At 59.7% G+C, this 7100-nt stretch carries 5 protein-coding genes; 1 reads left to right on the top strand and 4 read right to left on the bottom strand.

Features of this window, described 5'->3' with window-relative positions:
• Positions 1 to 1068: 1068 nt before the first annotated feature.
• Entirely contained in the window at positions 1069 to 1593 is a 525-nt protein-coding gene (locus tag ACFKCF_RS33455) for a hypothetical protein (RefSeq protein WP_394499272.1), read from the bottom strand.
• Between the two features lie 185 nt (positions 1594 to 1778).
• Here ACFKCF_RS33455 and ACFKCF_RS33450 point away from each other — a divergent pair, with 185 nt between their 5' ends.
• Positions 1779 to 3047, top strand: a complete 1269-nt coding sequence (locus ACFKCF_RS33450; RefSeq protein WP_394499271.1) for a tetratricopeptide repeat protein — start codon at positions 1779 to 1781, stop codon at positions 3045 to 3047.
• A gap of 821 nt (positions 3048 to 3868) precedes the next feature.
• Here the strand turns inward: ACFKCF_RS33450 and ACFKCF_RS33445 are convergent.
• From ACFKCF_RS33445 to ACFKCF_RS33435, 3 genes are read right to left on the bottom strand one after another with little or no spacing between them, the layout of a single operon-like run.
• Positions 3869 to 4522: a hypothetical protein gene (locus ACFKCF_RS33445; RefSeq protein WP_394499270.1), complete on the bottom strand. Its 654-nt coding sequence runs from the start codon at positions 4520 to 4522 to the stop codon at positions 3869 to 3871.
• 41 nt (positions 4523 to 4563) lie between these two features.
• Positions 4564 to 5460 carry a hypothetical protein gene (locus tag ACFKCF_RS33440; RefSeq protein WP_394499269.1) on the bottom strand — a complete coding sequence of 299 codons (897 nt, stop codon included), beginning with the start codon at positions 5458 to 5460 and terminating at the stop codon, positions 4564 to 4566.
• A complete protein-coding gene (locus ACFKCF_RS33435) occupies positions 5460 to 7100 on the bottom strand; it encodes a hypothetical protein (protein WP_394499268.1) in 1641 nt (546 codons plus the stop codon). The genes ACFKCF_RS33440 and ACFKCF_RS33435 overlap by 1 nt, the downstream gene beginning before the upstream one ends.

Here is a 7100-nt window from a genome sequence, read left to right as displayed (position 1 = left end):
TGTTCCAACAGCGGAGCTCCTGTGGTGAGGATGTCTTGGAGTGACACACCTCTTCTACAGCAGCTCCGCTTCCTCGTTCATAGACCTTGACGAACAGACCCCCGCTTTAACTGAACGGCGTTGGCTCTAGAGGTCCGGTACCCACGTTACGACGAAGAGATTCAATCGATCATTTCGAGCAATTCAGCTGCGCCGATCAGTGGGGCAATCCGCTCGCATAACCAGTCCGCTTCGGAGCGGCTGCCTGGAGTTCGACCAAGTGCTCCAACAACTCGCGAGCCGTCGCCTTGACTGGTTACTTTCCCATGGGGATCGTGCCAGACCTGACGTGATGATGCCGATCAGACGCGAGTCCTGCATTCTGCAGGAATGCTAAGCGCATTCAAACGTAGATATTCTCACATACGTCTGAAATACAAGGCTGAGCGAAGTGGCCCGCCCTAAAGCAGCGTGGCCACTTCCTCAAACCATCTCGCTCCTTGCTAACCCAACCCCCGACTGACACGACATATCAGATGCAGCGGCGGGGTATAGGATATTGACTCTTTCTTCGACAGCGGCCATGAACTGGCTAACGTTCAGGTCTCCGGATCCTAAGGATGCGACGATATGGCCAAGGGTCTGTTCGCTCATAATGCATCACTCTCGGTTCCAGGCAGCAACTAGCGCAAGAAATCTTTGCCGCCAGGCTAATGGCTGCTGTAGTTGATGGTGAGAATTGCCACCACCCTGTGCTCGTCACCATCAGGCGACGTTTTGTAGCTATCCGAATACTGATAATCTATACGACCAGCGCCGCTTATCTCATAGTGTATCGTTCTAGACCAACTTTCTCCTTGCGGCCTGCCGGCCCTACCACGAAGAAAGCAAGTTGAGGCGATCGGATCGGGTTCCCCTGGCGTTTGACTTACATGATCCCAAAACTGTTGAGCGGCCTTAATTCCTACATTGGCTATCAGCTGTTCCCAATGGCCAACGAATCTTCGGTGAACCAGAACGCGGTACGTAGGGCGCACGTCCGGCCGACCCCCAGGTCGCTTGGCGGGAGCATAGGGCCGGTAGGCACTGCTACTCCGCGTCATCCGCCGACCCAGCTTCTGGCGAACTGGCGTGAACTTGTGCATCGAGAAGATCTGGCTTCTCAACTAGGACGTAATCATCAGAGCGATGAGTGCCCAGAAGGACAGAACGCCGAAGAGGGTCCGCTAGCTGGCGCGCCGTTGCCCTCCATGCACGAAGACACTCATCTAGAACCGCCGTGTCCTCATCTGCGTTTGCGGCGATGATGGCGTCTTGGAGCTCGGACAGGAACTCCTCTACATCTTCGCGATCCAACGATCGCAGCCACGCCAGTTCGCCTAGCTCGGAGGTGCTAGGCACGCCCGCGGTTCTCCGAAGAAGAGTGCTGAGCTTGGCGTAGGCCTCGCCCCACTTGGCGAGTGCTTCGAGCAGATCCAGCGTGCGTTCTGGCAGCATGACGAGACTTGTGCCGTCCGTGGCGCGCAGCCGAGCTCGATCACGCCGAGCTTCGTTGAGGAACTCCACTCGCTTAGTGCCTGTCAGGTCGGTTGCTTGGTAGATCGTCTCACCCATCATGATCCACCTATTCCACGCCCACCCATGTTCATACACATGATACTACCCACGATTCTGCTAAGATGACACCCCGATACCCAGCAGCGGAGGGTAAAACTTAGGAGGCGGCTCCAAGTGCACAACGAGCGACCCTTCGATGCGCACGAGATCTACCTCTCTGACCAGTCAAAGGAGACGGTCGGATGGCGGACGATCAGCTTGGTAGTGACCATGCGTGGCATGCTGGAGGGGGCCAGGTCTTCAAGGCCTCCACGTCCGCAGCCAGGCTCGAAGCTTTCAGCAAGGCGGCAGGCGAGCTCACTCGGCGTGGCTTAGACGCCACCGCCCTGGTTCGCCATGGCATGTGCCAACAGGTACTCGGCGCCCTGATCGCGAACCTGACCGCGATGCGTTTGGCGCCTCACTGGGGACTCAAGCCATTCGCCGGCTTCGAGAACTTCGACCATGATTCTTGGGCGAAGGTTCTGCGCCTGCCGCCCCAAGTTCCCATCATCGAGGAGGAGGATCCACGCAAAGCCGCAGAAGACTTTGTTAAAGTGATCACTCCTCTGATTCCTAGAGTCATGTCCTGGGTCTCCCTCGCTTCGCTACAGGACATGGTGTGCCTGACACCACCAAAGTCCATTCGAGAACTCCCCCAAGAGGAGATAGCACAGTTTTTTGAGCTCCAGGTTCCGTACCAATGGATGGTCGATTATTTCTCTCGAACATTTCTCCATGAGTGGGAAACCAAATCCCTCCATCTGACGCATCGATGGATTAAAGGGCTTGAGGGTCCGCCCTGCTCGCCTGAGCTCATGGAGGACAGACGAATCGAACCAGACCTGCTAGCGCACGAGATCGCAGATCGTGCCACCTCTCAGGAAGATCGCAAACCTCGCATCATGAGGTTGTCTAGTCCTATGCTTCCGCCCCCTGAAGCGCCGTCGACGCGAGACGAGGCAACTGCCGCCCTGGTCATGGGTAGCCTCATTGGGGAGATGACTCGCCATGCAACGCGCCTGCTGCGACAGGGGCGCCTTCGAGAGGCTGCCGCAGTCTTTGAGTTCGGCGTTCAAGGAGCTCCCGGGAACCCCGACCTACACAACAACTGGGGCTTTTGCCTCATTCCCTTGGAGCCTCGCGAAGCACTAAAGCTCCTCACGAAAGCAAAGGCACTAGGATACCGGTGCGAGGCAATTAATTTATATAATCAAGTATGCTGCATGGTTTCCCTTGGGCGACATAAAGCCGCCCTTTCATTGGCTGCAAGCGCATGGGATCGGATAAAGGTAGGCCGCTCACTTGGCGGCACCATTTGGCAAATGCACCATTCGGGTTGGATGCTCGCGGACACAGAGAATGCATGTCGAGATCTTGCTGCTCTCGCAGTGTCGGTTGCCACCAGCCATGGCTGGCAAGGTGAAGCGGAATCCTGGAACGATCGAATCGCCGATCTCGGTGCTCCTTGAGCTGAAATAGCCACGCACGTTGATCGAAGTCGATCACGGGCAGTCGATGGCTAATCCGTATCGCTGCGCGGCTTCAGCCATGTATCGGCGCAGCCGCGCTGCTCCGCATACACGAATGCTCCGCCGCTCCAGCGAACGCCCAGCCGGTAGAAGTCTTTGAGCACCCCCTAACGCCATCATCCACGCGGCGTTCTGCTCGTTCGACTCCCATGGGAACTTGGACTCGATCAGCGCAGGCGGGTGACCATCGGCCAACCATACCGACACAGGAGCCCTTGAGCACTGTATGCGGCTACTCACGTGGGGTGGCCGGCCCGCCAACACCTGCGCCGAAGCGACTGGCGTCATCATCAAAACTGCTTCCATCGCGCGTGCAACGAGGAACGGAACGATAACCTTCCCGAAGCACTCAGGATGCTCAAAATAGCGCGCGCCTTGTATGCGACCTCGCGGAACCCCATCCACTCGACAGCCAACACTGCGCTTATCTCCTACGGGGTTTCGAGTACGCGTGGACCACAGATGCCATGGTCTGCCGTCCAATTGCTAATTGGGCGTTGACTGACTTGGCACTGCGAGTGCCGAGCAATCATCAGGTCTAACCGAGCCGCATGCCTGTACTGCATGAGGACACCGTCGCCGTCGATGCCCTATACACCCAGCACGAATGGGGTGGTCGAGCCGACGCACCTCAAAGTGAGATAGCGACGCTCTACGAGAGCTCTGGTGGTGGCGTAGTTCCCGCTTGCACTCAGATAGTCGAAGGCCGTTCGTGGAAGATCTCCGCTGACGACCGCAGCCACTGCTGAAGATTTTGCGAATCACTCTGCCGAGCGGCTGTGTTCCCAGGCGGTGCCGAAGAGAAGTAACGCGTAGTCGTACATCAACCCGGGGCGGCGCGCGATGATGCACGGCGAGTTGCGGCCGTGTTCTGCCTGCTGGTAGATGGTCAGGTAGGCGACGCTGTCGGTGACGATGATGCGGTGCACATTGGGCAGGTCGTAGAAACGCAGCGAGACGTTTTTGCGATGCCGGGCGACCTCGCTCACGTAAGCGGCGTTGACGCGCACCTGCTCGGCGAGCAGACCGGAGGAGAAACCCAGATCCACACGGCGTATCTCCTCCTCTCGCTTAGAGAGCCAGGAGTCGGGGCCGAGGTCGGCGTCGGGGAGCAGCACCTGCACAGATTCCAGACGCTTGCCCGCTGCCTCCCAGACCGCGGCGAACCCGTCGCGTGTCAACTCGTTTCCGCGCCCGGCGAGAACGCGGACCCAACGTGCATGGGTCAACTCGGCCATCAGCTCTCCGGAGACCAGGCGCTGCCGTGAGATAACGCGCCGCACCCCCAAACCTGTCATCAGGGAGAGGAGCGCGACCGGCCACTGGCGGGAACGCATGGAAAAGGCCCAGCCTCCCGCGACGGTGAGGGCGGTGGCGAGGAGGGAACTCACCACACCGAGTACGAACTCATTCATGTCCGCCTCCTTCGCAACAGCCGCCAGGGAGAACCAGGACTTCACGTACTGCCAGTCGGCAGATGCAGATAAGGGAGGAGACTGAGCAGAACTGTTGTCGCGTGCCGTGCGGCGATGTCGTGGAAGTCGTCGTTCTTGGTCGTGCTGGCATCGTCAGAGATCCCTCGCACGACGACCCAGCCACGTACTGCCTGGGCCCCGTCCTGCTCGTGGAATGCCTGGGTCAGACCGCCGGCCTCCATGTCCACCGCGAGGATCTTGTCGTTGAAGGCCTTCAAATATCGGATGATCTCCGACTCCGCATCCGCAATCACTGCTTCACCCGAGCCGATCGGCCCGGTGAGCGCTCGATACTCACGCGTGATGCCGTTGGCATCGGTGGTTTGGAAACTGGCTGGCTCGTCGTAGTCGATGAAGAAGGAGTTAACAGCGTGGCCGATCGCAGCCGGTGCTTCGCGCTCCTCGCCTCTGGGCCGCCGCCCATCGGGGGTCTCCTTGCGGAGGTCGTAGTAGACGACCCGGGGAGTCACGACGACGTCGCCGAGTTCGATGTCTGTGTGGATGCCTCCACCGATTCCGACGAGTACGACGACTGCGGGGTTGTAGTGCCGACGGAGATGGTCGAAGGCCATGACGGTCGACCGCTGTCCTGGAGACAGCGCTCGGATGGCAGCGACTCGGGTGACCGTGCCCCGGACGTTCACGGCTCCTTCAAAGAAGGGAAGGTCGCCGCCCTGGACCCGTTGCAGACCCAGCATCTCGTAGACCGCCTTGGCCTCCTTGCCGAGTACGGTGATCACCCCTACCTCGGCACGTTTGCCATGTCGTGCCTTCTGCTCGCGGTCGGCCGACACGTTGACCGTCGCTCCGTGCCCGACTGCGGACTGGCTGATCTTCATGGATCCTCCATAGCTGACGATGCCGCTGTTGCCGTTCATCACTCATCTCCTTGGCTTTTCGAGGACTGTTCGGCGTTCTTGTCGGGCTCGCGAGCGTCCGGACGTACCTGTGCGTTAGTACCGATCGCTGACTGCTTGATCTCGGTCTTTCCACCCATGTTGAGCACGCCCGTGTTGACGATGCTGGTCGCTCTTTTCTGGAACGCGGATGTGTCGAGCTCATGGAGCTCTAGGAAGTCCTCGACCGCTTTGAGCAGGCGTTGCTCGATGAGTTTCATGTGGTCGTGGATGGTGACCTCGTCCAACTGCGCATGCTTCCACGGGGTCGACTTCTCTTCCCGGATGCTCAGTGCGGCGCCGATGGCCATCCCGCGCCGGGGTTTGAGCATGCGGTTCTTCCGGGCTCGTACGGCACCGGCCAATAGCAGCGGAATCTCGGCGAGGCGCCGCATCCCTGCGACTTCGAGCGGAAGGTTAGCTAGTCCTTTCAACGCAGAGCGCACCACAGCACTCACGCCGTTCTCCGCGAAGGCGTTGAGCACGTGATATTCGGCGGGAGTGCGGGTGAGCGCGCAGGCGGCGAAATCAAGACTGAGCGCTCGGCCCTTGACCGTGACCCGCAGAAAGACCGTCGTGACCAGCTCGCCAGTGGCGCTGGCACCGATCTCCAGAAAATGGTGAACGGCGCCGTAGGGGTCATCGATGATCTTGTCTATGTCGCTCGGTTCAGGCCGCTTCCGGAGCCAGTCAGGCCGAGGTGGCACGTCAGCCTCGGCGATGTACAACCGATCCCGCATGGTGAACCCGCGCAGCCCGTTCGGATCGTTGACGTCTCCCATGGGAGCCATCGCGGCCTTCAGGTAGTTCACGAGCTCGTGAGCCTCAAATCGTGGTGTCGGAGGCTCCAGCTCTTCCATCGGCTTGTGTTTCTTGAGACCCTCTGGACCTTTTACCGATCGCAAGAGCTGGACGGTGAGCGGAGGAAGCCACCGATGCACAAGCTCGCCGCTGCCCACGAACGGGCTCCGGTCCTCATCGATTAGTTCGAAGACAAGGTCTTCCGGGTCCGCTTCGAGAACCGGCGACGCTGGCCTGCGGTAGACCACGTAAGGGTGGGATTGTTGGTCAGCCATCGCCATTTGACGCAGAGTGAGTTTCTGCGGCTCCAGCGAATCCGCTCCGTGCATGCGGTTGAGGCGCCACTGGTAGACGGCACCTCTTCCGCACACCACGGCGGCGATCAGCAGCGCGAGGAACGCCGTCGCTCTTGTCATATGGTCCAGGGGAACGCGGGAGAACACTGCTATCAGAGGTGGCAGCACGATCAGGACGGCACATCCCGTGCTGCTGAGACGTAGAAGGCGTCCTTGCTGACGCAGTTCCTCCGATTCACTCTGCCATCTAGTCTTCCGTAGCCATCTCTTCAGCGCCGCCTTGGCTCGCAGCGGGAGCACCACCCGGGCACTTCTGACCAGCAGACGGGACAGACACCAGAACCCGAGTCCACTGACGACAGAGAAGGTGGCCAGTGGATCCACGACGAAACCGGTCGCGAATACTGCCAAGACGCACACGTGCTGCGCCATCTCCAGCCCCCACGCCCACCAGGCATGCCTGACGACCGGGATCAAGTCGAAGCCGTACGAAGGCGCGATCATGCGTGTCGAGTCGTTGTGCAC

It is taken from the genome of Nonomuraea sp. JJY05, assembly GCF_043496855.1.
Taxonomy (GTDB): domain Bacteria; phylum Actinomycetota; class Actinomycetes; order Streptosporangiales; family Streptosporangiaceae; genus Nonomuraea.
Note: the sequence above shows the minus strand (reverse complement) of the source record. Positions and strands in the feature narration are given on the sequence as shown.

Bases quoted from the DNA above. Each gene is read 5' to 3' on its own strand.
- ACFKCF_RS33445 (WP_394499270.1), bottom strand. From the start codon at position 4,522: ATGAATGAGTTCGTACTCGGTGTGGTGAGTTCCCTCCTCGCCACCGCC.
- ACFKCF_RS33440 (WP_394499269.1), bottom strand. From the start codon at position 5,460: ATGAACGGCAACAGCGGCATCGTCAGCTATGGAGGATCCATGAAGATC.
- ACFKCF_RS33450 (WP_394499271.1), top strand. From the start codon at position 1,779: ATGGCGGACGATCAGCTTGGTAGTGACCATGCGTGGCATGCTGGAGGG.
- ACFKCF_RS33455 (WP_394499272.1), bottom strand. From the start codon at position 1,593: ATGGGTGAGACGATCTACCAAGCAACCGACCTGACAGGCACTAAGCGA.